The sequence below is a fragment of the Vibrio alfacsensis genome, from assembly GCF_019670485.1.
GTDB classification, from domain to species: Bacteria; Pseudomonadota; Gammaproteobacteria; order Enterobacterales; family Vibrionaceae; genus Vibrio; species Vibrio alfacsensis.
This window is the reverse complement of record NZ_AP024165.1, coordinates 1,598,548-1,625,388: the sequence shown is the minus strand read 5'-3', so window position 1 is coordinate 1,625,388 and position 26,841 is coordinate 1,598,548. Positions and strand designations below refer to the sequence as shown.

Annotated in this window: 11 protein-coding genes; 6 read left to right on the top strand and 5 right to left on the bottom strand. The window is 47.3% G+C overall.

The features are described 5' to 3' along the window. Positions 1–33 precede the first annotated feature (33 nt). From VA249_RS07755 to VA249_RS07745, 3 genes are all read left to right on the top strand, one after another. Complete coding sequence (locus tag VA249_RS07755; protein ID WP_221067574.1) at positions 34–1,911, top strand: propionyl-CoA synthetase; 1,878 nt, start codon at positions 34–36, stop codon at positions 1,909–1,911. A gap of 311 nt (positions 1,912–2,222) precedes the next feature. Then, positions 2,223–2,702 carry a GNAT family N-acetyltransferase gene (locus tag VA249_RS07750; protein WP_221067573.1) on the top strand — a complete coding sequence of 160 codons (480 nt, stop codon included), beginning with the start codon at positions 2,223–2,225 and terminating at the stop codon, positions 2,700–2,702. Between the two features lie 338 nt (positions 2,703–3,040). Next, complete coding sequence (locus VA249_RS07745; protein ID WP_221067572.1) at positions 3,041–4,477, top strand: bifunctional NUDIX hydrolase/phosphatase PAP2 family protein; 1,437 nt, start codon at positions 3,041–3,043, stop codon at positions 4,475–4,477. Positions 4,478–4,557: 80 nt separating this feature from the next. Here the strand turns inward: VA249_RS07745 and VA249_RS07740 are convergent, their stop codons facing one another. After that, entirely contained in the window at positions 4,558–5,367 is an 810-nt protein-coding gene (locus VA249_RS07740) for a Cof-type HAD-IIB family hydrolase (RefSeq protein ID WP_221067571.1), read from the bottom strand. A 165-nt stretch (positions 5,368–5,532) separates the two neighbouring features. On the opposite strand from VA249_RS07740, the gene queE reads away from it, so the two are divergent. Continuing rightward, positions 5,533–6,183, top strand: a complete 651-nt coding sequence (queE, locus tag VA249_RS07735; protein ID WP_164837247.1) for a 7-carboxy-7-deazaguanine synthase QueE — start codon at positions 5,533–5,535, stop codon at positions 6,181–6,183. Positions 6,184–6,218: 35 nt separating this feature from the next. After that, positions 6,219–6,917, top strand: coding sequence for a 7-cyano-7-deazaguanine synthase QueC (gene queC, locus VA249_RS07730; RefSeq protein WP_221067570.1), 699 nt, complete (start codon positions 6,219–6,221; stop codon positions 6,915–6,917). Here queC and VA249_RS07725 read toward each other — a convergent pair. The 4 genes from VA249_RS07725 to VA249_RS07710 form a co-directional block, all read right to left on the bottom strand. After that, positions 6,874–8,841 carry a tetratricopeptide repeat-containing diguanylate cyclase gene (locus tag VA249_RS07725; protein WP_221067569.1) on the bottom strand — a complete coding sequence of 656 codons (1,968 nt, stop codon included), beginning with the start codon at positions 8,839–8,841 and terminating at the stop codon, positions 6,874–6,876. The genes queC and VA249_RS07725 overlap by 44 nt on opposite strands. 204 nt (positions 8,842–9,045) lie before the next feature. Next, positions 9,046–9,399: a DUF2750 domain-containing protein gene (locus VA249_RS07720; RefSeq protein WP_128810837.1), complete on the bottom strand. Its 354-nt coding sequence runs from the start codon at positions 9,397–9,399 to the stop codon at positions 9,046–9,048. 111 nt (positions 9,400–9,510) lie between these two features. Beyond that, positions 9,511–10,131 (bottom strand): OmpA family protein, encoded by a 621-nt coding sequence (locus VA249_RS07715; protein WP_221067568.1) that lies wholly within the window; start codon positions 10,129–10,131, stop codon positions 9,511–9,513. A gap of 2 nt (positions 10,132–10,133) precedes the next feature. Next, positions 10,134–11,441 (bottom strand): TolC family outer membrane protein, encoded by a 1,308-nt coding sequence (locus tag VA249_RS07710; protein ID WP_221067567.1) that lies wholly within the window; start codon positions 11,439–11,441, stop codon positions 10,134–10,136. Between the two features lie 399 nt (positions 11,442–11,840). Here VA249_RS07710 and VA249_RS07705 point away from each other — a divergent pair, with 399 nt between their 5' ends. Continuing rightward, positions 11,841–26,822 (top strand): Ig-like domain-containing protein, encoded by a 14,982-nt coding sequence (locus VA249_RS07705; protein WP_221067566.1) that lies wholly within the window; start codon positions 11,841–11,843, stop codon positions 26,820–26,822. The last annotated feature ends 19 nt before the right edge of the window (positions 26,823–26,841 follow it).

The following is a 26,841-nucleotide window of genomic DNA, read 5'->3' as shown; positions in this document are numbered from 1 at the left end:
GAATCTACCTCAGGACATACTGGAGGATGCAATATGTCTGCATATCAGAAAGAGTACGATTGGGCACAAACGGAACCAGAAAGCTTTTGGCGAGCTAAAGCCGAGAATATAGATTGGTTTGAAGCGCCAAATACCATTTTAAAAAATGATGAGAATGGGATTGAACGTTGGTTTCCTGATGGGGTTCTCAATACTTCTTGGTTGGCGTTGGATTACCATTGTGAACAAGGGCGAGGTGATAATATCGCCCTGATTTATGATTCTCCAGTGACGGGTATTAAACGCCAGTATAGCTACATCGAAATGCGCGACAACGTTGCTAAAATTGCGGGTATGCTATCCAATCAAGGCGTGAGTAAAGGCGACCGAGTGGTCATTTACATGCCGATGATCCCTGAAGCGGCAATGGCAATGCTGGCGTGTGCGCGTCTTGGTGCAATTCATTCTGTGGTATTTGGCGGTTTTGCTCCAAATGAACTTGCTGTGCGAATCGAAGATGCAGAGCCTAAAGTGATTCTTACCGCATCTTGTGGAATTGAAATTAATAAAGTCATTCCCTATAAACCACTTGTCGATCAAGCGATCATGGACAGTCGTTGGAAACCAGATAATGTCTTTGTGTTGCAAAGGCCGCAATGTGAAGCTGAACTCTCGTTAGAGCGTGACTTAGATTGGCAGACAGAGTTTGGCGCGGCATTGCCTCATGCGTGTGTTCCTGTATTGGCGACAGATCCGCTTTATATTCTTTATACCTCAGGGACAACGGGCAAACCTAAAGGTGTGGTTCGCGACAATGGCGGTCATGCGGTTGCAATGAAGTACTCAATGACCTCGATTTACAATATTCCCCAAGATGGCGTATTTTGGGCAGCATCTGATGTAGGGTGGGTTGTTGGCCATTCTTACATTGTTTATGCACCTTTGATTCACGGTTGCACCACGATTTTATTTGAGGGTAAGCCAGTAAGAACACCTGACCCAGGCGCGTTTTGGCGAGTATGTGATGAATACAAAGTAGATGTCCTTTTTTCTGCTCCAACCGCATTCCGAGCGATAAAAAAAGAAGATCCTGAAGGCCGTTTTATCCAGCAATATGACCTCTCTAATCTGCACTCCATATTTATGGCAGGTGAGCGATTGGATCCACCAACACTCGAGTGGGTTCAAAGCAAAACCAACAAGCCGGTTATCGATCACTGGTGGCAAACAGAGACCGGATGGGCTATTGCAGGAAATCCAACCGGTGTCGAAATGATGCCAGTGAAAGCAGGTTCGGCAACCAAGCCTATCCCAGGCTATCAGGTTGAAATTCTTAATGAGCTAGGGATGCCAGTGGGTGCAAACCAACAAGGTTTTGTGGCGCTGAAACGACCATTGCCACCAAGTTGTTTGCCAACGGTATGGCGTAACCATGATCGCTTTGAAACAGGTTATCTAAGTCAATTCTCTGGTTATTACGTATCGGGTGATGGAGGCTATCTGGACGAAGAGGGTTATCTATTCATCATGGGCCGAATTGATGATGTGATTAATGTCGCGGGTCACCGATTATCCACCGGTGAAATGGAAGAAATTGTAGGTGGACATCCGGCCATTGCGGAATGTGCTGTTGTAGGAATCCATGATGAGCTTAAAGGGCAGTTGCCACTTGGGTTTGTCGTCTTAAAAGATGGCATTAAAGTGGATGAATTTGCTCTTGAAGGTGAACTCGTTGGTAAAGTTCGTAACGAAATCGGCGCGGTAGCGTGCTTTAAACATGCGTTGGTGGTTGATCGCTTACCAAAAACTCGCTCAGGCAAGATCTTGCGCCGCACCATTCGTCAAATAGCAGACGGTGAACAATACACAGTGCCGTCGACTATTGATGACCCAAGTAGCCTAAATGAGATTGAAAGGGTATTAAAACGCTAGCGTAAGATCTCTTTATTGGATTGAATCATTAGTCTGAGACAGTGTTTTAAGTCATTTTTTGTTCAAAAAACATTGGTTCAAAAAACAATTATTCAAAGTACGTGTGTTCAAACCATTTATACTCAAAACCCCTTACGTTCATAGCCCCTTATACAGTTTTTACTAGGGAGTGTTGGAATGTAAGGGGTTTTCTTATTGGCATTGGCGAGCGATAGTAGAGCAGGTATTAGGTTGTTACCGCCTATTAAACGGCTTGCTATCTTTAAAATTTGCGAAGACACTAAATGGACTATTTTTATGGACCTTTGTGTATGTCGGCATTTCTTATCAAACCAGCTAGTTTCGAGGATTTGGAATCTCTTAATGATCTCATGTTTGAACTGCATGATGAGCATCATCATCAATCCCCAGAATTTTTTAAAACGGCAGAAGAGATCGAGCAAGAGAAAAGTATTGCCCGTTATCTTGATGATCCGGAATGCTTGGTCTTTGTAGCAGCGATTAATGAAACAGTTATAGGGTTTGTATCAGGACATTTTTGCGAGCTAATTTCGACAGTGAGCAAACCTGTGTTAATGGGAAGCATCGATGAATTGTATGTCGTACCTGAATACCGAAAACAGGGTGTGGCAAAACAGCTTATTGATCGTATGGAAACCATGTTTTTAGATTACGGTGTTCAGCAAATGTTTGTCGAGGTTTGGGATTTCAATCAAACTGCGATGTCGTTATATGGGAAACACGGATTTGGTCATCATATCCACTGGTTGAGAAAGACGTTATCTCGCTAGACTGCCTGAGTATGAGTATGAGTATGAGCGTATTGTCGGAAATGAAGTCTCATTAGTGAGATTGCGATGTCTTTGATTCAGTTTTTCTGACACGAATTTTAAATAACTGGCAGAATCACGTCCTAAATTTTACGGTTCTATCAATTTCTAGGTAGTGTCCTTGATTTTGCCATGACGATGAGTATTGCTGCGGTATTCGCTCAGCGTAGATTGCCATATCGGAAGCATTTTTGACATGAGCAGCAAATAGACTCATTATTGCTTAATTTCCATCGAAAAATATTCATACAATTGCCATGATAGCAATGAATGAGTTCTTTCTTTAAAGGTTGTATTTTGTGCTGAGACACTTCTTTACTCTGTTCTTATTTTTCTGCTCGTTTATTGTATCACCTGCTGTTGTAGCAACCCCCTCAACGGAGGGTTTGAAAGGGGCAATTTGTATTGTCCGGGCAGATAACAAAATTACGGTAATACATGAAATCCTTACGGATAAAATCTCATTGCCCGGCGGAACGATTATGGAGGGAGAGCCTCCTCAAGTCGCTGCACAAAGGGAAACGTGGGAAGAAACGGGCTTGGTGGTTACTGTAGGAAAAGAGCTAGGTCGTTCTGACACGGCGGTATTTTACGATTGTGTATCAGACTCAGAAGTCGTGGCGTTTTCAATGACAAACTCTTTAGGTGGAAATGAAATTCCAACCTGGTTTGCCCCGCATTATGGGGTGGAGGTTGCTTCCGCGATGCTATTGTCACCACGAGAGCTTGTTTCATCGCTCTATCGATACCCAAATCAGTGGTCTCATGTGACTCAGATGTATGAGAAAGCAACGGAGCAGCCAGTCCAATACGTCAATCAGCTAATTGATTCTGCTCCTGCATTTCGTCAGATAGAACTCGCGTGGATGGTCGATCTTCAAACTTGGGCAGGGTCATTCTCTTCGACCAGTCGAGATACCGCTTGTGAGCTAGCAAAGTTAGTCACAGGGTTAACGAATCCAACCTTTCTGTTGTTTTTATTCCCATTTGTGATGATGAAGTTTGGCATCCGTTTTGTGCATCGCTTATTTTTTGCAATTGCTGCAACATCCTTGATGGTGTTGGTTGCACAACAAGGATTTTCCTTACCAAGGCCACACGTTTATGTACCGATTGCTGAATTAACCCATAGTTTTGGTTTTAGCTTCCCAAGCTTACCAATCGCGGTGTGGTTCTGTGTGATGACATTTATCTTCCAACGTACGCAAAGTTTTGGCCTTAACCGAACTACGCTACTTGTTGTTTTAGTAACACTTATCGTGATGGTGTGTAAGTTCTTCTTAGGAACCGCGTTTGTTCTTGATATGGTTGTTGGGGCAATATTAGGAAAACTGGTCGCCTGGCACGTACTGCGATTAGAAGGTAAGCCCGATGTGAATATCGATGACTTGCTTTGCTCAAAAAGCGTGTGGTTTGTCATGACGGGTATAACGGCTGTGATTTCGGTTATATGGCCGTTACCAGTATTTGTTAGCTGGCTGGCGATTCTCATCACGATGTCAGCGTTAGTGCTTACCTATAAAGAGGCAGAGGGTGAATTTGAGCGTCGTCAGACGTTGTTTGTCATCCTTGCTTTGTTATTAGTTGATCAGTTGTATTGCTATTTTGAAACGTTAGTGTCATTTAGCAGTTTATGGTCGCTTGTGATGAACACGTTGCATTATCCACTGCTAATGTTGTTGTTTATGGTACTCGCGAAAAGGCTGACCGCTAGGACGGTTGATCTCAAAGTCTAATACCTACACATAAAGAAGCCTCGCAATTGCGAGGCTTCGTTGTCTTTATCGTAAAGAAAAGTTGTTATGCTTGCGTGTTACTAAGCGTTGAGTACAAATTTCTCTATTGATTTTGCTACACCATGGTCATCATTGCTTTCAGTAATGTAGTCTGCAATTTGCTTTGTTTCTTCCATGGCGTTTGCCATTGCAATTCCTAGACCTGCGTATTGCAGCATGTGGTGGTCATTTTCAGCATCACCCATACAGATCACTTCGTCTGCACCAATGCCGAGGTATTCAGCGATCGCAGCAACACCGATACCTTTGTTGCTCGCTGGGTCGAGAAATTCTAGGAAGAATGGGGCACTTTGTACCACTGTAAACTCTTCACGAAATTCGGCGGGTAGGGCGTTAATAACTTCACTCAGTTTGTTTGGTTCTGCAACCATCATTGCTTTGATGATGGCATGATCATCTTCTAACGCTTCGAAGTTCATTTCGGTAATCTCAAGGCCGTTGATCTTGGCTTCGATATCTGTATATGGGTTGCTCTCTGTAGTAATCAGGCCATGCTCTTGGCTAAATGCATGAACATACGCACCTAGCTCTTTGGCTTTACGAGCGATTTTCTTTGCCGCTTTACCATCAATGATCTGTTGATGAATGATTTCGTTGGTGCCAATGTTCTTAACCATTGAGCCATTGTAGTAGAGGACAAAATCTTTATCAGAGTCGATGTTCAGCTCATCGAGTTTGTCCTGCATGCCTTCAAGTGGACGGCCAGAAGCAAGTACAACCGTTACACCAGCCCCACGGGCTCTAGCAATAGCATGCTTGTTTTCTTCTGAAATTATTTTATCGCTGTTTAACAGCGTACCGTCCATATCAAGAGCGATCAGCTTATACATCTTTACTTACCTTAAAAATTGGAAACCTGTGTATGAAACTACAAAAGAGTCTATTTTAACAATTATTTTTTGGGTTTAAATTGACCTAGATGCGGCTCTCAATTAAGGTCTTCGCCTCTAAGTATGATGAGTTGAGTGAGTTCCACGTTGTATAAGCTAAATGAGATGTTCGAAACCATCCAAGGGGAAGGGGTTTTCACGGGTGTACCAGCGGTATTTGTGCGTTTGCAAGAATGTCCGGTTGGTTGTTCATGGTGTGATACCAAGCAGACATGGTTTGCGCAAGAGGAAGATCAACGCTCAATTGGTGATATTTTGTTGAAAACTGAAGACTCTCCAACATGGTGTTTCGTCTCTGCCGATGCCATCGTATCTGAATACAAAAAACAGGGGTTTAATGCTAAGCATATCGTTATCACTGGCGGCGAACCGTGTATTTATGATTTACGTGCATTGACGGAAGCATTTGAATCTATGGGTTGCCAATGTCAAATAGAGACGAGTGGCACATCAGAGGTCGTAACTTCGGATAATACGTGGGTGACAGTGTCACCTAAAGTGGCCATGAAAGGTCGATTACCAGTATTGAGAAGTGCTTTAGAACGTGCGAACGAAATTAAACACCCGGTAGGTACGCAAAAGGATATTGACCATCTTGATGAACTCTTATCTTCTGCAAACATTGAAGCAACAACAGTGATTGCATTACAACCCATTAGCCAAAAGCCAAGGGCAACTCAACTTTGTATTGATACCTGCGTAGCGCGCAATTGGCGTTTGTCAGTTCAAACTCATAAATATTTGAGTATTGCTTAATACCAATCACAGTAAGTGAAACCTGGAGAAAAAAGATGAAGAAAGCCGTGGTTGTTTTTAGTGGCGGACAAGATTCAACAACATGCTTGGTTCAAGCATTACAAGAATATGATGAAGTGCACGCCATTACATTTGATTATGGTCAGCGTCATAAACTTGAGATTGAAGTAGCGGAGAAGCTAGCAAAAGATCTTGGCGTAACCGCACACAAAGTAATGGATGTGGGTCTATTGAATGAATTAGCGATTAGCTCACTTACTCGTGATGACATACCTGTTTCTCATGAACTTCAAGAAAATGGTTTACCGAATTCGTTTGTACCTGGACGCAATATCTTGTTCTTAACGCTTGCGGGCATTTACGCTTATCAGATTGGTGCAAAGGCGGTGATTACTGGCGTGTGTGAAACTGACTTTAGCGGTTACCCTGATTGTCGTGATGACTTTGTAAAATCGATGAACAACGCTTTGGTTAAAGGCATGGATCGCCAGTTTACAATCAACACACCTCTGATGTGGTTGAATAAAGCAGAAACATGGGCACTTGCCGATCAATATGACGCACTGAATTTGGTTCGTGAAAATACCTTAACGTGTTACAACGGCATCATTGGTGATGGTTGTGGAGATTGCCCGTCTTGCGATTTACGCAAAGCGGGCTTAGAAGAGTATTTAAACAACCAAGAGATGGTTATGAAGTCGTTGATTCAAAAGCAGCAGGCGGAAGATCAATAGGTTCATTGTAAGCATCGATTATCGCGTTTCGGCCGTTTCTTTTGGCTTGATATAGAGCTTGGTCTAATATCGAATACAGTTCGTCGAAGTTAGTGAGTGGCTTCGATGTTGATAAATAGGCCAAGCTTGCTGTGACGCTAAGCAGTTGATTATTTGAAGTTTTTATTCGTTTTTCTGAAATTGTCTTGTGTATGCTTTGCACACGAAACGGAACATCGATCTCGTCAACGTTTTTCAGCAACAAGACGAACTCTTCTCCTCCTAATCGACCTAAATATTCGTCTTTATTGAGCTTCGCTTTTAATGCTTTGCTGACATGCCGCAATACCGCGTCTCCCGTTGGGTGACCATAGTTATCGTTGATTAACTTAAATTTATCTAAGTCAATTAGAATTAGGACGTAGCGCATGTCGTCTGAACATTTGGCGCATTGATCTTTAATCTTATCAATAATTGCACTGCGGTTTAGAGAGCTTGTGAGCGTGTCTAACGTTGATTTGATTCTTGTCCTGCGTTGGACGAATAGGCTTGCTATCAATAAAATGATCAAACAGAAGATGGCAAAATTGTAAGCGCGTTGCTGATCGCCTAATTTTTCTACTTCGAGTAGTTTTAAGCTTCGTTCATTATTGATTTTGGCCAGTTGTAGGTCGTATTCATATTCATTTTTGGTTAAGTCTAGCGCTTCGATGGCTTTTACGTTGTTAGCATCTCGGTTAGCCAGTTCAAGCGTTGCGTAATTTTTATAATGAGCGAGTGCTTTCGAAAACTCCCCTAAACTGCCATAAACTTGCGAAAGCAGTAACTGTGCTTTTGCTTGTAATGCAGAGGTTGAGTTAGTCAGTGACAAGTTAAGTGCAGCTTGACCATGTTCTAACGCCTTGTCTTGCATGTCATGTTTTAAGTATGCAGATCCCGCAGCTAGGTGGCTTTCCGTTTGGAGGCGTATATTGTCATATTGCTCACCGAGCTTTAGCGCTTTTCTGATCATCGGTACTGCGCTTTTAAGATCACCTGACTCTATGTAAGCCGATCCTAATCCGAGATAGGTGAGGCCTTGGCCGTATGGGTAGTTTAAGCCATCGAGAATCGTTAGAGCATTTTTATAATGGCTGATCGCTTTATCGTAGTCTTTTGATTTGTTGTACATTGCCGCAAGGCTATGTTCGACTTGAGCGACTTCCAAAGGTTTAGCATCAAGTTGGCGCGCCAGTAATGCTTGGATGAGATATTGCTCAGATTGTTCAAACTGACCTAGCTCACTAAGTAAATTACCCACATCGTTGTATACGCCCGATGTGTCACTTTGAGCGGGCATGTTATTAAGAATACGTCGGTAGAGGTTTAACGCGATATCGTACTCACCGCGAAAATCAAAGTTATTCGCAATCACACGTATTGCTAAATCAGACGGAATACTTTCAGGGTGCCCGTTGGAAAACTGTTGCATGAGTGAAGAGCAGAAGAAATTCGATTTGTGATACTGCCCTTGTTGATTGAGCGTATAGCACAATTGATAATTCATTAGCGCTTTACTTTCTAAGTCCTGTTGTTGTTTTGTTGCCTGTAACAAAGATGAAAATAGACTTACTGAGGCATCACAATTACCGTTTTTACGCTCTTTTAGTGCTTGGATATATTTAGACTCAAGCTTGGCAAAACGATTGTCCAAAATCTGACTACTTCCATAATACGGTTGATTGATGTTAGACATATATTCATAAATCAAACCACTTACGTATAGTTTTTCACTGTCTGTATCTGCAGTGTGATATCGATCTTGAAGCATACTCAGTGCTGAGTTTACGTTTGTTTTTAGTGTTGCTTGATAAACAGCATGCCATTGAGTGATGTTTTGTGTATCACTCGCGTATGCTTGGCTGCCTAATAAAAGTGACGCAAGCAAAGAGAGCAGCGTGCGCATAGTGGTGTAACCTTATGTAATTTATTGTATAGATCTGCAGACATGATATCCCAAGAGAGACAATGCCTTTGTGACAAACTCAAAAGGAATCGATAAAGGTATGGGAAAAGTAGGTGTTTTTCTGTGGTAAATTCAGACTTTGTAAATGGAACAAACAAGACCTCAACATAGGGATGAGGCCTTGTGCAGCTAAACTAGGTGATATTAAGCAACGTATAGCTTAGCGAGATCTTGAGGTTCAACCTCTTTGCCTTCTAATTGTGCGTTCCAGTTTGTACCTACAAGAACGCCATCTTCAGCTAGAGTTAGAAGCCAATCTTCAACAAAGATATCTAGAGGGATCTCTAGTACTTCGAAATCTGCCCATTCTTCAACGTTGTGTGCTTGCGCGTCTTCTTTTGCAGACCAAAAAGGCATCACTTCGCTGCTTTCGAATTCCGTAGAATCACAAGATAACCAACCTTCTTCGTTACGTAGGCCCCAAACTAATTGGTTTGCTTTTGATTCCGCAACGAAAAGTTCAAGGTTTGCTTGGATATCTGTTGTAAGTTTGCTCATTTCAAAACTCTCATTGTTATGACGCGGCTAGATTAACACTAAAGCGTCGATTCCTAAAGCACAATACAGCCAAGCTCACATGAAAAAGAAAAGGAGCCGAAGCTCCTTTAGTTAACTTTTGGGAAGAGTAGTAAATATAGTCCACTCTTTTTTGATTTCACCTTTGTATCCGATAACCGATGCCGTGACTCTGCGGTTGAGCGCATGGCTCACTTCATCTGTTCCATCTGTCGCAAGATGTGTATCACCAAAACCGACGATTTTAACTCGGTCGCTGTCTATGCCGTAATTGAGTAGTGCTTTTTCTACGTTCTGAGCGCGTCGTTTAGATAGCTCTAGATTATGTGGAGCGCTTCCTGTTTTGCTTGCATAGCCTTTCAATTCAATTGAGGTGTCTGGATACTCTTTCAAAAAGTCAGACAATTGCATGATCTGCTGTTGAAAGATAGGATTAATCTCATCAGAGTCGTTTGCAAATAACACTTTTACTTGCATCTCTTCTGACGAATCAATTCTCTCGCCACAGCCGTCATTGTTTATTTCAGAACCGACGGCAGTACCAGGGCACTTATCGCGAGCATTAATTACGCCATCACTATCATCATCGAGTAGATCGGCGATTTGCTCCGATTGTGGTGCTGGTATGTAATCATACTCGTCTTCATTTTGCGCTAGTGCTTGATAGGAAGAGGTGATAATACCTAAAGCTAATAAAATCTTAACTGCTTTCATGCTTAGTACTCCACTCTCTGATTCCATTCCGTTGGCACATCAACGCGAAGTGCGTTTAACAACTGACCAGTTGCATTCATCACACGGTATTTTGCATACTGCTCAGCGTATTTGGCATCCAAATAATCTTTGCGGGCTTGAAAAAGCTCATTTTCAGTGTTGAGCAAGTCAAGCAGGGTTCGTTTTCCGATGCGGTATTGTTTTTCGTAAGCAATTACCGTTTCTGCTGCGGAATCGACATGATCAGAAAGAAACTCTTTTTGCTGTAGTGTAAGGTCGAGTGCGCTCCAAGAAAGGCGAAGGCCTTCTTCAACGTTTTTATATGCTCGTTCTCGTAGGTCTTTTGCTTTGTTTAATTGATAAGCATAACTTTCTGCATTGGCTGCATCACTTCCGCCATTAAACAGGTTATATCGCATTCGCAGCATTGCCGTTGTTTCATCTGTACGGCCTTCAACACCGCCTGCATCATCACGCCATGTTTGAGCGGCTTCCACAGAAATCGTAGGGAAGTATGTTCCTTTTGACTGTTTGTATTGGAATTTTGCTGAATCAACATCGGCCATAGAGACTTTAATTACTGGGTGCTCGTTGAACGCTAAATCAACCGCGTCATCGACAGTGTAAGGGATGAAGTTTTGATCTGCTCTGGGAAAAATAAGGCCTTGAGGAGACTGGCCAACGATGCGTGTAAACATTGTATGGCTATCAAAGAGATTATTTTGCGCAGCGGCTAGATTACCATGTGCTTTGGCAAGACGCGCTTCGACTTGGGTTAAGTCGGCGGTCGAGCCAATACCCGAATTCACGCGCTTTTTAATATCTTGATAGATCTTCTTGTGAACTTTCAGATTGTTTTCAGAAAGTGTCAGAATTTCATAAGCTTTTACTGCATCAAGATAGACTTTGGTGACTTGTAATGCGGTGTCTTGAGCATCCGCGAGTAATTGATAGCGCACTGATTCTGCATCAGCTGCTGTTCGATCGATATCGTTAAGAGTTGCGGAGCCATCCCAGATCAATTGAGTTAAAGTGATGGTCGCTTCTTTACGAGTTAAATCAGTTTTTTGTTGAGTATCTGCTGAGTCAATACCCTCGTAACCGATCCCTGCATCAAGGTCGACAGATGGAAGGTAAGCACCGCTGGATGCATCGTTCACATACTGCTTACTCACGAATTCATTGAACGCGCTTTTGATATCGGGATTTGTTTTGAGCGTATTTTCAACCGCTTGCTCTAGGGTTTGACCTAAAGCAGGGCTAGCAGCTAATACACCTAAACATAAGGCGTTTGCATGAGTCCACTTCACTGTGATTCTCCTAAATTAAATGATGTTAGAGGTAAAATTATATTTATTAATCAAAGACCTCTAAGGGCGTCAATAATCTAACGTACAACCCTGCTCATAATCAACCATACAATTCATTTACATCTCTTGAAATTTGTCACTAAGCATTAAAAAACCAAATGAATTTACATTAAGTATTTAGTGGCTACAGGGTTCAAGAGTGAGTTGCAAGTGTTATTAGCCAAATATTAGTGATGTCGCTTTCGTCCCTCAATTGTTGTGAACTGTATGGGTAATATATGAGATTAAAGTTGTAAATTAGTGTTAAGAGTCTGTTATTGCGTTATATTATTGGGCAATATATAACAAATTAACATCATTGGTCAAAATATTGACAGTAATTTTCGGTTAGGGGTTTTTATGGAGAATACAGCCTTAGTTTCACTTAGTGGACGACTTGTAGTAATAGGTTTGGATGGGGAATTAAAAGTTCTTAATGATGGACAACAGCCTCTACCAGGGGAAGTCGTCATCGCTAAAAATGACGCTGATTCCGAACGCGTACAAGTACAACTTGTAAACGAAGATGGTATTCAAGACATCTCTGACGATGTTGCTCAAATTATCAGTGCTTTAGAACAAGGCCAAGATCCGACGCAAGTAGGTGATGAATTTGCACCAGCTGCGGGCGAAAGTAATGGCTCCAGTTTGCAAGCTAGCGGTACAGTTGATCGAATCGGTGCTGAATTGCTCGCAGATACCGATTTCGAAACGAATGGCTTACAGTCTTTAGGCTTATCTCAAACTCAAAGCCTTACGTTGCTAGAGCAGTACACTAACTTTAGCCCTGAATTTGTCGGTGCTAATAATGCGCCGTCAGGTGAAAATATGTTAGTGACAACAGATGAAGATACGCCAATCAGCGGAACACTTTTAGCGACTGATGAAAACTCTCAAGACACGCTTACTTTTAGTCAAACATCGGACCCACAAAACGGCACAGTAGTCGTTAATTCAGACGGAACTTGGACGTATACACCAAACGAATTTTTTAATGGTACTGATAGTTTTACTGTAGAAGTTTCTGATGGAAAAGGTGGGGTTGATAGTTTAACTATTGATGTAAATGTTCAGCCAGTGAATGATGCGCCTGTTATCTCTATTCCTGAAGCAGGAATTGATGGTGTTATCTCTACTAGCGACTTAACTGACGGAGTCCAAGTAACAATTGAACTGCCGCGTGGTACTGGCGTTGGAGATACTCTTGTCTTAAGAGATATCGATGGCACTATCTTATCTGAGCTTACTATTTCGAGAGAGAACTTTGATTCCGGCTCATTGGTGATAACGGTCCCAGCGCCGGAAGATGGAACTTATACGTATGAAGCACAAATAACCGATCCTCAAGGTAATATTGGGCCAGTATCAAACGAAGCGTCCTATAAAGTAGACACCATCATCAACAAGCCAAACATCGACTTGATGGACTCAAGTGACAGTGGCGACAGCAACCGCGATGATCTGACTCACGACAATACCCCAACGTTTGCCCTAGGCAACATCGACAGCGATGTGGCAGGCGAAGCCATCGTGGTGATGAAAGACGGTCAAGTGGTTGATGGTACGTTGGAAAACGTGAACGGCACTTGGCAGTTCACCCCAACTGAGGCGTGGGCCGATGGCGAGTACGACCTGACGGTGCAAGTGACGGATACGGCAGGCAACAGCGCCACGTCAGACGCGCTGACGGTGACGATCGATACCGAGGCGGCCGCCACCATCACCATTGATGACATCACCGACGACAACATCATCAATGCCGCTGAATCCAACGGTCAAGTGACCATCACGGGCTCAGTCGGTGGCGACGCGAAAGCGGGCGACACCGTCACCCTAACGGTGAATGGCCAAGATTACACGGGCCTAGTGCAAAATGACGGCAGTTACAGCATCGAGGTGGACGGCAGCGACTTAGTCAGTGATGCCGACCGCACCATCGTGGCGAGCGTGACGGGCACCGATGAAGCGGGTAACGAATTTATCGCGACCACCGATACCACTGGCGACAATAAAGATGGCGATTACGACGTCGACACCGGCATCAACAAGCCAAACATCGACTTGATGGACTCAAGCGACAGTGGTGACAGCAACCGCGATGATCTGACTCACGACAATACCCCAACGTTTGCCCTAGGCAACATCGACAGCGATGTGGCAGGCGAAGCCATCGTGGTGATGAAAGACGGTCAAGTGGTTGATGGTACGTTGGAAAACGTGAACGGCACTTGGCAGTTCACCCCAACTGAGGCGTGGGCCGATGGCGAGTACGACCTGACGGTGCAAGTGACGGATACGGCAGGCAACAGCGCCACGTCAGACGCGCTGATGGTGACGATCGATACCGAGGCGGCCGCCACCATCACCATTGATGACATCACCGACGACAACATCATCAATGCCGCTGAATCCAACGGTCAAGTGACCATCACGGGCTCAGTCGGTGGCGACGCGAAAGCGGGCGACACCGTCACCCTAACGGTGAATGGCCAAGATTACACGGGCCTAGTGCAAAATGACGGCAGTTACAGCATCGAGGTGGACGGCAGCGACTTAGTCAGTGATGCCGACCGCACCATCTTGGCGAGCGTGACGGGCACCGATGAAGCGGGTAACGAATTTATCGCGACCACCGATACCACTGGCGACAATAAAGATGGCGATTACGACGTCGACACCGGCATCAACAAGCCAAACATCGACTTGATGGACTCAAGTGACAGTGGCGACAGCAACCGCGATGATCTGACTCACGACAATACCCCAACGTTTGCCCTAGGCAACATCGACAGCGATGTGGCAGGCGAAGCCATCGTGGTGATGAAAGACGGTCAAGTGGTTGATGGTACGTTGGAAAACGTGAACGGCACTTGGCAGTTCACCCCAACTGAGGCGTGGGCCGATGGCGAGTACGACCTGACGGTGCAAGTGACGGATACGGCAGGCAACAGCGCCACGTCAGACGCGCTGACGGTGACGATCGATACCGAGGCGGCCGCCACCATCACCATTGATGACATCACCGACGACAACATCATCAATGCCGCTGAATCCAACGGTCAAGTGACCATCACGGGCTCAGTCGGTGGCGACGCGAAAGCGGGCGACACCGTCACCCTAACGGTGAATGGCCAAGATTACACGGGCCTAGTGCAAAATGACGGCAGTTACAGCATCGAGGTGGACGGCAGCGACTTAGTCAGTGATGCCGACCGCACCATCTTGGCGAGCGTGACGGGCACCGATGAAGCGGGTAACGAATTTATCGCGACCACCGATACCACTGGCGACAATAAAGATGGCGATTACGACGTCGACACCGGCATCAACAAGCCAAACATCGACTTGATGGACTCAAGTGACACTGGCGACAGCAACCGCGATGATCTGACTCACGACAATACCCCAACGTTTGCCCTAGGCAACATCGACAGCGATGTGGCAGGCGAAGCCATCGTGGTGATGAAAGACGGTCAAGTGGTTGATGGTACGTTGGAAAACGTGAACGGCACTTGGCAGTTCACCCCAACTGAGGCGTGGGCCGATGGCGAGTACGACCTGACGGTGCAAGTGACGGATACGGCAGGCAACAGCGCCACGTCAGACGCGCTGACGGTGACGATCGATACCGAGGCGGCCGCCACCATCACCATTGATGACATCACCGACGACAACATCATCAATGCCGCTGAATCCAACGGTCAAGTGACCATCACGGGCTCAGTCGGTGGCGACGCGAAAGCGGGCGACACCGTCACCCTAACGGTGAATGGCCAAGATTACACGGGCCTAGTGCAAAATGACGGCAGTTACAGCATCGAGGTGGACGGCAGCGACTTAGTCAGTGATGCCGACCGCACCATCGTGGCGAGCGTGACGGGCACCGATGAAGCGGGTAACGAATTTATCGCGACCACCGATACCACTGGCGACAATAAAGATGGCGATTACGACGTCGACACCGGCATCAACAAGCCAAACATCGACTTGATGGACTCAAGTGACAGTGGCGACAGCAACCGCGATGATCTGACTCACGACAATACCCCAACGTTTGCCCTAGGCAACATCGACAGCGATGTGGCAGGCGAAGCCATCGTGGTGATGAAAGACGGTCAAGTGGTTGATGGTACGTTGGAAAACGTGAACGGCACTTGGCAGTTCACCCCAACTGAGGCGTGGGCCGATGGCGAGTACGACCTGACGGTGCAAGTGACGGATACGGCAGGCAACAGCGCCACGTCAGACGCGCTGACGGTGACGATCGATACCGAGGCGGCCGCCACCATCACCATTGATGACATCACCGACGACAACATCATCAATGCCGCTGAATCCAACGGTCAAGTGACCATCACGGGCTCAGTCGGTGGCGACGCGAAAGCGGGCGACACCGTCACCCTAACGGTGAATGGCCAAGATTACACGGGCCTAGTGCAAAATGACGGCAGTTACAGCATCGAGGTGGACGGCAGCGACTTAGTCAGTGATGCCGACCGCACCATCGTGGCGAGCGTGACGGGCACCGATGAAGCGGGTAACGAATTTATCGCGACCACCGATACCACTGGCGACAATAAAGATGGCGATTACGACGTCGACACCGGCATCAACAAGCCAAACATCGACTTGATGGACTCAAGTGACAGTGGCGACAGCAACCGCGATGATCTGACTCACGACAATACCCCAACGTTTGCCCTAGGCAACATCGACAGCGATGTGGCAGGCGAAGCCATCGTGGTGATGAAAGACGGTCAAGTGGTTGATGGTACGTTGGAAAACGTGAACGGCACTTGGCAGTTCACCCCAACTGAGGCGTGGGCCGATGGCGAGTACGACCTGACGGTGCAAGTGACGGATACGGCAGGCAACAGCGCCACGTCAGACGCGCTGACGGTGACGATCGATACCGAGGCGGCCGCCACCATCACCATTGATGACATCACCGACGACAACATCATCAATGCCGCTGAATCCAACGGTCAAGTGACCATCACGGGCTCAGTCGGTGGCGACGCGAAAGCGGGCGACACCGTCACCCTAACGGTGAATGGCCAAGATTACACGGGCCTAGTGCAAAATGACGGCAGTTACAGCATCGAGGTGGACGGCAGCGACTTAGTCAGTGATGCCGACCGCACCATCGTGGCGAGCGTGACGGGCACCGATGAAGCGGGTAACGAATTTATCGCGACCACCGATACCACTGGCGACAATAAAGATGGCGATTACGACGTCGACACCGGCATCAACAAGCCAAACATCGACTTGATGGACTCAAGCGACAGTGGTGACAGCAACCGCGATGATCTGACTCACGACAATACCCCAACGTTTGCCCTAGGCAACATCGACAGCGATGTGGCAGGCGAAGCCATCGTGGTGATGAAAGACGGTCAAGTGGTTGATGGTACGTTGGAAAACGTGAACGGCACTTGGCAGTTCACCCCAACTGAGGCGTGGGCCGATGGCGAGTACGACCTGACGGTGCAAGTGACGGATACGGCAGGCAACAGCGCCACGTCAGACGCGCTGATGGTGACGATCGATACCGAGGCGGCCGCCACCATCACCATTGATGACATCACCGACGACAACATCATCAATGCCGCTGAATCCAACGGTCAAGTGACCATCACGGGCTCAGTCGGTGGCGACGCGAAAGCGGGCGACACCGTCACCCTAACGGTGAATGGCCAAGATTACACGGGCCTAGTGCAAAATGACGGCAGTTACAGCATCGAGGTGGACGGCAGCGACTTAGTCAGTGATGCCGACCGCACCATCTTGGCGAGCGTGACGGGCACCGATGAAGCGGGTAACGAATTTATCGCGACCACCGATACCACTGGCGACAATAAAGATGGCGATTACGACGTCGACACCGGCATCAACAAGCCAAACATCGACTTGATGGACTCAAGTGACAGTGGCGACAGCAACCGCGATGATCTGACTCACGACAATACCCCAACGTTTGCCCTAGGCAACATCGACAGCGATGTGGCAGGCGAAGCCATCGTGGTGATGAAAGACGGTCAAGTGGTTGATGGTACGTTGGAAAACGTGAACGGCACTTGGCAGTTCACCCCAACTGAGGCGTGGGCCGATGGCGAGTACGACCTGACGGTGCAAGTGACGGATACGGCAGGCAACAGCGCCACGTCAGACGCGCTGACGGTGACGATCGATACCGAGGCGGCCGCCACCATCACCATTGATGACATCACCGACGACAACATCATCAATGCCGCTGAATCCAACGGTCAAGTGACCATCACGGGCTCAGTCGGTGGCGACGCGAAAGCGGGCGACACCGTCACCCTAACGGTGAATGGCCAAGATTACACGGGCCTAGTGCAAAATGACGGCAGTTACAGCATCGAGGTGGACGGCAGCGACTTAGTCAGTGATGCCGACCGCACCATCTTGGCGAGCGTGACGGGCACCGATGAAGCGGGTAACGAATTTATCGCGACCACCGATACCACTGGCGACAATAAAGATGGCGATTACGACGTCGACACCGGCATCAACAAGCCAAACATCGACTTGATGGACTCAAGTGACACTGGCGACAGCAACCGCGATGATCTGACTCACGACAATACCCCAACGTTTGCCCTAGGCAACATCGACAGCGATGTGGCAGGCGAAGCCATCGTGGTGATGAAAGACGGTCAAGTGGTTGATGGTACGTTGGAAAACGTGAACGGCACTTGGCAGTTCACCCCAACTGAGGCGTGGGCCGATGGCGAGTACGACCTGACGGTGCAAGTGACGGATACGGCAGGCAACAGCGCCACGTCAGACGCGCTGACGGTGACGATCGATACCGAGGCGGCCGCCACCATCACCATTGATGACATCACCGACGACAACATCATCAATGCCGCTGAATCCAACGGTCAAGTGACCATCACGGGCTCAGTCGGTGGCGACGCGAAAGCGGGCGACACCGTCACCCTAACGGTGAATGGCCAAGATTACACGGGCCTAGTGCAAAATGACGGCAGTTACAGCATCGAGGTGGACGGCAGCGACTTAGTCAGTGATGCCGACCGCACCATCGTGGCGAGCGTGACGGGCACCGATGAAGCGGGTAACGAATTTATCGCGACCACCGATACCACTGGCGACAATAAAGATGGCGATTACGACGTCGACACCGGCATCAACAAGCCAAACATCGACTTGATGGACTCAAGCGACAGTGGTGACAGCAACCGCGATGATCTGACTCACGACAATACCCCAACGTTTGCCCTAGGCAACATCGACAGCGATGTGGCAGGCGAAGCCATCGTGGTGATGAAAGACGGTCAAGTGGTTGATGGTACGTTGGAAAACGTGAACGGCACTTGGCAGTTCACCCCAACTGAGGCGTGGGCCGATGGCGAGTACGACCTGACGGTGCAAGTGACGGATACGGCAGGCAACAGCGCCACGTCAGACGCGCTGATGGTGACGATCGATACCGAGGCGGCCGCCACCATCACCATTGATGACATCACCGACGACAACATCATCAATGCCGCTGAATCCAACGGTCAAGTGACCATCACGGGCTCAGTCGGTGGCGACGCGAAAGCGGGCGACACCGTCACCCTAACGGTGAATGGCCAAGATTACACGGGCCTAGTGCAAAATGACGGCAGTTACAGCATCGAGGTGGACGGCAGCGACTTAGTCAGTGATGCCGACCGCACCATCTTGGCGAGCGTGACGGGCACCGATGAAGCGGGTAACGAATTTATCGCGACCACCGATACCACTGGCGACAATAAAGATGGCGATTACGACGTCGACACCGGCATCAACAAGCCAAACATCGACTTGATGGACTCAAGTGACAGTGGCGACAGCAACCGCGATGATCTGACTCACGACAATACCCCAACGTTTGCCCTAGGCAACATCGACAGCGATGTGGCAGGCGAAGCCATCGTGGTGATGAAAGACGGTCAAGTGGTTGATGGTACGTTGGAAAACGTGAACGGCACTTGGCAGTTCACCCCAACTGAGGCGTGGGCCGATGGCGAGTACGACCTGACGGTGCAAGTGACGGATACGGCAGGCAACAGCGCCACGTCAGACGCGCTGACGGTGACGATCGATACCGAGGCGGCCGCCACCATCACCATTGATGACATCACCGACGACAACATCATCAATGCCGCTGAATCCAACGGTCAAGTGACCATCACGGGCTCAGTCGGTGGCGACGCGAAAGCGGGCGACACCGTCACCCTAACGGTGAATGGCCAAGATTACACGGGCCTAGTGCAAAATGACGGCAGTTACAGCATCGAGGTGGACGGCAGCGACTTAGTCAGTGATGCCGACCGCACCATCTTGGCGAGCGTGACGGGCACCGATGAAGCGGGTAACGAATTTATCGCGACCACCGATACCACTGGCGACAATAAAGATGGCGATTACGACGTCGACACCGGCATCAACAAGCCAAACATCGACTTGATGGACTCAAGTGACACTGGCGACAGCAACCGCGATGATCTGACTCACGACAATACCCCAACGTTTGCCCTAGGCAACATCGACAGCGATGTGGCAGGCGAAGCCATCGTGGTGATGAAAGACGGTCAAGTGGTTGATGGTACGTTGGAAAACGTGAACGGCACTTGGCAGTTCACCCCAACTGAGGCGTGGGCCGATGGCGAGTACGACCTGACGGTGCAAGTGACGGATACGGCAGGCAACAGCGCCACGTCAGACGCGCTGACGGTGACGATCGATACCGAGGCGGCCGCCACCATCACCATTGATGACATCACCGACGACAACATCATCAATGCCGCTGAATCCAACGGTCAAGTGACCATCACGGGCTCAGTCGGTGGCGACGCGAAAGCGGGCGACACCGTCACCCTAACGGTGAATGGCCAAGATTACACGGGCCTAGTGCAAAATGACGGCAGTTACAGCATCGAGGTGGACGGCAGCGACTTAGTCAGTGATGCCGACCGCACCATCGTGGCGAGCGTGACGGGCACCGATGAAGCGGGTAACGAATTTATCGCGACCACCGATACCACTGGCGACAATAAAGATGGCGATTACGACGTCGACACCGGCATCAACAAGCCAAACATCGACTTGATGGACTCAAGTGACACTGGCGACAGCAACCGCGATGATCTGACTCACGACAATACCCCAACGTTTGCCCTAGGCAACATCGACAGCGATGTGGCAGGCGAAGCCATCGTGGTGATGAAAGACGGTCAAGTGGTTGATGGTACGTTGGAAAACGTGAACGGCACTTGGCAGTTCACCCCAACTGAGGCGTGGGCCGATGGCGAGTACGACCTGACGGTGCAAGTGACGGATACGGCAGGCAACAGCGCCACGTCAGACGCGCTGACGGTGACGATCGATACCGAGGCGGCCGCCACCATCACCATTGATGACATCACCGACGACAACATCATCAATGCCGCTGAATCCAACGGTCAAGTGACCATCACGGGCTCAGTCGGTGGCGACGCGAAAGCGGGCGACACCGTCACCCTAACGGTGAATGGCCAAGATTACACGGGCCTAGTGCAAAATGACGGCAGTTACAGCATCGAGGTGGACGGCAGCGACTTAGTCAGTGATGCCGACCGCACCATCTTGGCGAGCGTGACGGGCACCGATGAAGCGGGTAACGAATTTATCGCGACCACCGATACCACTGGCGACAATAAAGATGGCGATTACGACGTCGACACCGGCATCAACAAGCCAAACATCGACTTGATGGACTCAAGTGACAGTGGCGACAGCAACCGCGATGATCTGACTCACGACAATACCCCAACGTTTGCCCTAGGCAACATCGACAGCGATGTGGCAGGCGAAGCCATCGTGGTGATGAAAGACGGTCAAGTGGTTGATGGTACGTTGGAAAACGTGAACGGCACTTGGCAGTTCACCCCAACTGAGGCGTGGGCCGATGGCGAGTACGACCTGACGGTGCAAGTGACGGATACGGCAGGCAACAGCGCCACGTCAGACGCGCTGACGGTGACGATCGATACCGAGGCGGCCGCCACCATCACCATTGATGACATCACCGACGACAACATCATCAATGCCGCTGAATCCAACGGTCAAGTGACCATCACGGGCTCAGTCGGTGGCGACGCGAAAGCGGGCGACACCGTCACCCTAACGGTGAATGGCCAAGATTACACGGGCCTAGTGCAAAATGACGGCAGTTACAGCATCGAGGTGGACGGCAGCGACTTAGTCAGTGATGCCGACCGCACCATCGTGGCGAGCGTGACGGGCACCGATGAAGCGGGTAACGAATTTATCGCGACCACCGATGAAGGGCGCTATGATGTTCAAGTCTCGCCACCTAACTCTGAAGACTTCTCTATCAACATCGGTGAGTCTGGTTCGTCAAAAGTCATTTTTGATGATGGAAAAGGGTCTATTGAAGGGGATGGCTCAGACCATATCTCTGACGAGTTTGATGATTCGCAACCAGACACGCAAGTTGGCGTTGTCATTACCGAATTACCAGATAATGGAACACTGACTTATGATGGTGTTGAGATTACCGTAGATGATCTAGCCGTGTTTGATGATCAAGGAAATGTTCTGCAAGAGGGTACGGTATTTGAAAATCCAAATCTGATTGAATACACCCGTGATGAACACCCAGAAGGTTTCCTACTTGGTGTTAGAGATGAACAAGATGTCGATAACGATTCACCTTCGAAAACAGATTTCTACAACTGGGGTGAAGCTACGGATGATCCATCCGTGCGTAAATTGATTCTGGCAGATGGGGACGTCATCACTATTACTGCTGATAAAGAGGGTCAAGGAAGCGACGACCTGATCCAGTATAATTCTAATGCGAATCATGTTGGTTATGGTGTGGGCGTCGGCAAAGGAAACGGTATTGAAGAACGTGAATCAATTACCATCAACTTTGAAAGTCGCCCTGCAGATAGCATCACCCTTGGGCTAGATGGTTTAGGCGGTTATTTTGAAAAAGGTTTAGATGATCGACTCAATAACGGTTCTAGTAACGAGTCAAAAGTCACGATTGATGTGACATGGCTTGATGCCAATGGAAATCGTCAAACGACACCTTTCGAGTATCAAAAAGAAACCAAAGGAAATTCCGACTTATTCCATGAAATCGTGATTCCATCTGAACAGTTCGAATTACCGAATGGGGCGATGATTGAGTCTGTTGAATTATCGACAGTGGGTAATGGTAACTGGGAACTACGTTATATCGATACGCGTTCTGATGATTCATTTGACTATCGAGCGGTCGATTCTCATGGTAATTACAGCGACGAATCTACCGTTACGATAAACAATGCCCCAGACGCAGTTGATGATCCTCAAGGATACACCGTTCAACTCGGTTCTTTCGCTGACAATCAAAACTGGCAGGTTGATGGTGTCGAGATAAAAGCCTTTATTGGTCACTTAGGTGATCGTAGCGAAGATATAGAGCGTGATATTGAGACAACGGATCGTCATAAACTTGGTGTTGATGGCGATATTAGCACTGGGCCAGGCGAACAACTTCAATATGACCGTGAGACCGGGCAGTCAGAGAAGCTCGAAATTACATTGCCTAAACCAGCGACGAGTTTTTCATTTGCCGTTGCGAGTCTATATGCGAATGAGGGCGGCACTGAAAATCATGAGCAGGGTATGTGGACAGCATACTTAGACGGTAAGCCAGTCCAAAGTGGCGTGTTTAGTTTAGAGTCTGGAAAAGATGGTCAATTCTCTGTTGATTTAGAAAGCGTTGCATTCGACTCGATTGTTTTTGAAGCGACTGAATTCACTTCACACCCTGACAAATTTGAAGGTTCTGATAATGACTCTTCTGATTATTTCTTAACGGGATTCGAGGCCACAGGAGCGGGGGCGTACGCGGTTAATCAGAGTGAGGGTGAGATTCGTATCCCGATGTCAGAAATTCTAGCCAATGATGTCGATATAGATGGTGACACTCTAACTATCACGGCCTTTAACGAGTTTGGTGAGCACCACGTTCGTATTGAGGGCGATGAAGTTGTATTTGATTTTGTGGACAGTTTCCATGGCGAAACCTCTTTTACTTACACGATTACCGATGGTAATGGAGCAAGCGATACGGCAACAATTAATGTAATTGTTAACCCTGATGTCGATTTAGTCTCAGTAAGTAGTGTTAACACTTTGGGAACGGAGGTTGAAGAGGGAGAGTCTCTCACTTTTGTGGTAAATCTATCCGCTGAGTCACAGCTTGGTCAGCAACTAGAAGTAGACTTTGGAACCAACGTAGGTGAATTAGATGCTGCTTCAAGTGCCGATGTGAAGTTGGGAGAATTGCAATTTACCAACGGGGTTACCTATAACGCTAACACAGGTTTATTGTTCGTTCCTCCTGGCGTTGAATCGTTTGAAATTATTGCTCCGACCGTTGATGACATACTGGATGAGTCGTCTGAGAATTACACGATTTCAGTAGGTGGAAAAGAAAGCACAGGCGTGATTCTCGATAATGATGAGTCTACTGCAGCTTCAAGCAAAGAGATATCGGGAATAGAAGACACGGTGCTTCTACTATCGCTTGATAATTTTGGTGCAGAGCCAGGCAGTTCAATTGTCATTACCGGATTGCCATTGGATGGAAAGTTGGTTGTGAATAAGGGTACGGAGCAAACCCCAAACTGGGTAGAACTGAACACCGATACGATCACATCTGAGCAACTTGAGTCTGGTTTGATAGGATTTAAGCCAGAAGAGAATGAGTCCGGCTCAGATGATTTCAACTTGAATGACGTCGGAAATAAATCGAACGATTATGCCGAAATTAAATTTAAGGCTGTCAGTGAAAATGGCACATCAGAAGAGCACACATTGACGGTTGATATCACTCCTGTCGCTGATGGGCCAAGCATTAGTGTGACGCTTGGGGATATGGTGAAATCGGATGCCACTTCGTCTCATCATGCTGATGTGATTGCTACTGTCGGTAAGAGTGAAGCAGAGAATAATGGCCTTGCTGTTGAAATGGGACTAGACAATTCCCTACCATCCCATTTAGGTAACAACAACGACTATAGTGATACTGATACTCTGTTTGTTGGCGGTAACAACGTCGATTCTATGTATGGTGGTGGAGGGGATGATGTCTTTGTTGGTGGCGCACAAAATGATTCATTCTATGGTGATGACGCGACTAGTAATACTGCTCATGATGGTACTGATACTGTTTACCTGACAGGTAAGTTTGAAGATTATAAATTCACTTTCAAAGATAACCATGGTGGAGATGTACCATATTGGATCGTACTCGATACTAAATCAGTTGATTCAGTAAATGATCACACTGGTCAAGAAGATCGCGGTGATCATTTATATGAGATAGAGCGAGTTGTATTTTCGGATAAGGTGATCGAACTTAACCCAGATGGTACATATGAGGTTCTTCAGGATAGTTGGATCCCCGTTGATATTGACGTAGATCTTGTCGATACGGATGGTAGTGAAAGTCTTGTTCAAACGGTTACAGTTAATGGTCTTCCGGAAGGTATTGAAGTCCATGTCAATGGTAAGCCTATTGCAGCAGAAGCCGATGGTTCATTCATAGTGCCAACTGATGCTGACGGAAAAGTATCGTTCGATATTAAAGTGCCGTTTGATTACGATGGTAGCTTAGATTTTCCAATGAGCGTTACCGCTACTTCGGTAGAGTCGTCTAATAGTGATAGTGCTTCTAGTACTGAAACGGTTGATGTAACAGCGCGAGAATACGCGATGGAATCAGGTTCACATGGTAATGACACCATTGATGGTAGTGATAATCATGATTTGATTGTTGGTGACGTGCAGGGTATTGAGATTGTTGCCGGAGAAGACTACAACATTGCGTTCGTATTGGATACCTCTGGGAGTATGGGAAGTCAGGTTGGAACTGCTAAGCAAGAAATATTGGATGTATTTGATAAACTACAAGAAGCAGCCAACCAAGGAACGGAACCTGGAACAGTAAATATTTTACTGACTGAGTTTGAATCACAATCGACACTTATTGTATCTGTCGATTTGAGCTCAGCGACAGCGAGAGATGATTTTGTTAAGGAGCTAAATAAAATCGAGAATTCTGGTTGGGGTAATACGAACTATGAATCAGGTCTGCAATCGGCGGTAGACTGGTTTGGCGAACAGCCTAACCCTGATGGCCAGAATATTACTTACTTTATTACAGATGGTAATCCAAACACGCACACAGATTTAGATGATCTAGCTCAGAATGATTTCTCAAAAGTGATTCTGGATGTAGACTCAAATGGTCAGTTAGTGACGTTAGAAACTATTGTAAATGATAACAACTATAGTCATGGTCAAGCCGTTAGTTACAAAGGAAATATCCTGATTGATCAACATGGGTACGTATACTCTCCGTTTACGGGTCAACAGATTGGAGCAATTGATCTCGAGAACGGCGAGCTAGAGTACGATGATGAAGGTGGTAAGTCAGTCCAAACTCAGCATATGTATCAAGTATTGGCAGCCCTATCGACGGTTGAAGCAATTGGTATTGGGACTGGTGTGAGTGACAGCACGCTTCAACAGTACGATACCGATGGTGTAGTGGATTCTAAGATTGATGTATCGAAACTTGCAGAAACCATTCTTGGTCAAGATATACCACTGAAGCAAGGCTCTGATACTATTCATGGTGGTGAGGGTAACGACATCCTACTCGGTGACTTGGTTGAGTTTGGTGCGAATGAACAAGGTTTGAGTGCTATTCAATCGCATGTTGCTAGTCAAACTGGACAAGACATCTCATCAGTTGATGCTGAAGATATTCATAACTATGTGAAGGATAACATTCAAGAGTTTAACCAAGACCATACAGGCGACAAAACTGATTATCTGTATGGTGATGAAGGCGACGATATTATCTTTGGCCACGGCGGTAACGATATTTTAGTTGGTGGGGCAGGTAATGATATCCTCGTCGGCGGCGACGGTGATGACATCTTCCAGTTTGTTGATCAAGGTGATGGTATCCGAGATGGAGAAATGGATATTGTTAAGGATTTCACCTCTGGTGAAGATAAGCTTGATCTGAGTGAATTACTCGATTCATACGATGATAGGAGTATGGATGATGTACTTAGCGTAACGCTTGAAGGGAGCGATGATCTGAAGGTCACCATATCAGACGGAGATGAGAGTCAATCAATAGTGTTAGAGAATGCGGCTTCGCAATTTATTGAGCATATTTCTGATGGAAACGTATCTGATTCAATTCTTAACGATCTGCTGAAAGTGCAAGACACATTCAATAGCTAAACAAAAAGGGCCGAAAGGC

Bases quoted from the DNA above. Each gene is read 5' to 3' on its own strand.
- VA249_RS07755 (WP_221067574.1), top strand. From the start codon at position 34: ATGTCTGCATATCAGAAAGAGTACGATTGGGCACAAACGGAACCAGAA.
- VA249_RS07750 (WP_221067573.1), top strand. From the start codon at position 2,223: ATGTCGGCATTTCTTATCAAACCAGCTAGTTTCGAGGATTTGGAATCT.
- VA249_RS07740 (WP_221067571.1), bottom strand. From the start codon at position 5,367: ATGTATAAGCTGATCGCTCTTGATATGGACGGTACGCTGTTAAACAGC.
- queE (WP_164837247.1), top strand. From the start codon at position 5,533: ATGTTCGAAACCATCCAAGGGGAAGGGGTTTTCACGGGTGTACCAGCG.
- queC (WP_221067570.1), top strand. From the start codon at position 6,219: ATGAAGAAAGCCGTGGTTGTTTTTAGTGGCGGACAAGATTCAACAACA.
- VA249_RS07725 (WP_221067569.1), bottom strand. From the start codon at position 8,841: ATGCGCACGCTGCTCTCTTTGCTTGCGTCACTTTTATTAGGCAGCCAA.
- VA249_RS07720 (WP_128810837.1), bottom strand. From the start codon at position 9,399: ATGAGCAAACTTACAACAGATATCCAAGCAAACCTTGAACTTTTCGTT.
- VA249_RS07715 (WP_221067568.1), bottom strand. From the start codon at position 10,131: ATGAAAGCAGTTAAGATTTTATTAGCTTTAGGTATTATCACCTCTTCC.
- VA249_RS07705 (WP_221067566.1), top strand. From the start codon at position 11,841: ATGGAGAATACAGCCTTAGTTTCACTTAGTGGACGACTTGTAGTAATA.